This is a genomic window from Cetobacterium sp., from assembly GCF_048470075.1.
In the GTDB taxonomy this organism is placed as follows: Bacteria; Fusobacteriota; Fusobacteriia; order Fusobacteriales; family Fusobacteriaceae; genus Cetobacterium_A.
Window position 1 is genome coordinate 1 of record NZ_DBGBQB010000085.1, and the last position, 1,710, is coordinate 1,710.

At 28.5% G+C, this 1,710-nt stretch carries 3 protein-coding genes; 2 read left to right on the forward strand and 1 reads right to left on the reverse strand.

What is annotated here, in order from left to right; all coding sequences use genetic code 11:
• The first annotated feature begins 10 nt into the window (after positions 1-10).
• The gene (locus ACMOUI_RS03290) at positions 11-163 is read left to right on the forward strand and encodes a hypothetical protein (RefSeq protein ID WP_418964322.1); all 153 of its coding nucleotides are present in this window, start codon (positions 11-13) and stop codon (positions 161-163) included.
• Positions 164-190: 27 nt separating this feature from the next.
• On the opposite strand, the gene ACMOUI_RS03295 is transcribed toward ACMOUI_RS03290, so the two are convergent.
• The gene (locus ACMOUI_RS03295; RefSeq protein ID WP_418964320.1) at positions 191-1,096 is read right to left on the reverse strand and encodes a multidrug resistance efflux transporter family protein; all 906 of its coding nucleotides are present in this window, start codon (positions 1,094-1,096) and stop codon (positions 191-193) included.
• Between the two features lie 130 nt (positions 1,097-1,226).
• On the opposite strand from ACMOUI_RS03295, the gene ACMOUI_RS03300 reads away from it, so the two are divergent.
• A partial coding sequence (locus tag ACMOUI_RS03300) for a helix-turn-helix domain-containing protein (protein ID WP_418964321.1) occupies positions 1,227-1,710 on the forward strand: 484 nt, incomplete at its 3' end.

A 1,710-nucleotide genomic window follows, 5' to 3' on the forward strand; every position in this document is an offset into this window, starting at 1 on the left:
CTCTAGCTCTTTGGATTTCACTATGAGAGTTTGGGCTAAAAAAGAGCATTACTGGGATGTTTTCTTTGATCTTCAAGAACTTGTTAAAAAGAGATTTGATCAAGAGGGAATTGAGATTCCATATAACAAACTTGATGTTTACTGTAAAACAACTGGTGAATAAAATAGAAAAGCATACTGAATAGAGTGACTATTCAGTATGCTTTTCTTTTAAAAAACTTCCTAAAGTTATTCCAACTATAATTAATACTATTCCCAATAATGACAACATTGAAGGAATTTTATTCCCTAATATAGTCCCACCTAAAATTGTAAACACTATCTCTGTAGCCTGAGTAGCTTCAATCGCTGCTAAAATATTTGGTGAATCACTTCCCAAGTTTGTCGCTTTGAAAAATAATGTAGTGGCTATAACACCTGAAAAAACTGCTACTAGCAATGAACTCGTAATCTGATTATAACTTGGTATTCCACTTGAAATAAAACCAAGTGATGATATTATAATCCAAAATGGAAAACTGCATAGAGTCATTCCAAAAACTCTTTGTAGTGCTGTTAATCTATTTCCCACAAGAAGCATCATCTTTCTATTTCCTAAAGGATAAGCAAAAGCTCCTATAAAAACTGGTATAACTCCTAAAACTCCCTCTTTAAAAGAGATTATTTTAAAATTTTCAATCTGAATAATAAGTATTCCTAGTAAAATAATTAAAGATAACTTTAAAAATCTAATGGGTAACTTATCTTTAGATATAATTGGTGTCATTAAAGCTCCGGCTATAATTGTTATTTGCCAAGTTGAGGCAACTAACCATCCTTCTCCAAATGTTGAGGCAAAACATAGAGGTAGATAAAATAATCCAAACCCTATTGTACTCCAAAATAACCATTGTTTTGGATATTCAATTACACATAAGTAAACTTCCCGCACCTGTTTTTTATATGTTAAAATAATAAATAGAATAGGACACATAAAAATATATCTTAAAGAAGCCGTCCATAAATAACTACCTTGAGTAGTATTTATATACTCATTTAAAATAAATGTTATTGAAAAAAATAAAGCTGATATAACTCCCAGTATGATTGCTCTCATAAAATCTCCTTTTTATTTTCATTATAACATACTTTTTTTCGTTATAACATATTTTTTGATATTTTATATTGTTTTTTTTTTACTAAACTGATATTCTTTATATAAAGTCAGTTAGATCGAGGTGTAATATATGGAAAATTTGAATATTTTAATTGGGCAACGTTTAAATAGATTAAGAAAAGAAAAAAATTTAAGTTTAGAAGAACTCTCCTCTCAAACAGGAGTCAGTAAAGCTATGCTCTCACAGATTGAAAATGGAAAATCCAATCCTACAGTTTCTACTCTTTGGAAAATATCTACAACATTAAAAGTATCGTTTTCATTTTTTATAGAGGGTGAAGAGGAGGAACTAACTATTGTAGATGAGAAAAATATCTCCCCTATTTTAGAAAATAATAATCTTATGAGGCTATATCCTATTTTCCCATTTGATAATCATAAAAATTTTGAAATTTTGACAATTGAATTAGAAAGTGGATGTAATCATATATCTCAACCTCATAATTTAGGAGTGGAAGAGTACATCTTTGTTGATTATGGTATTTTAGAACTAAGTGTTGAAAATAAAACTTTTATTTTAACCAAAGGACAATCTATAAAATTTTCAGCTAATA

Excerpts from the sequence above, each read along its gene's own strand:
- ACMOUI_RS03295 (WP_418964320.1), bottom strand. The coding sequence starts at position 1,096 with ATGAGAGCAATCATACTGGGAGTTATATCAGCTTTATTTTTTTCAATA.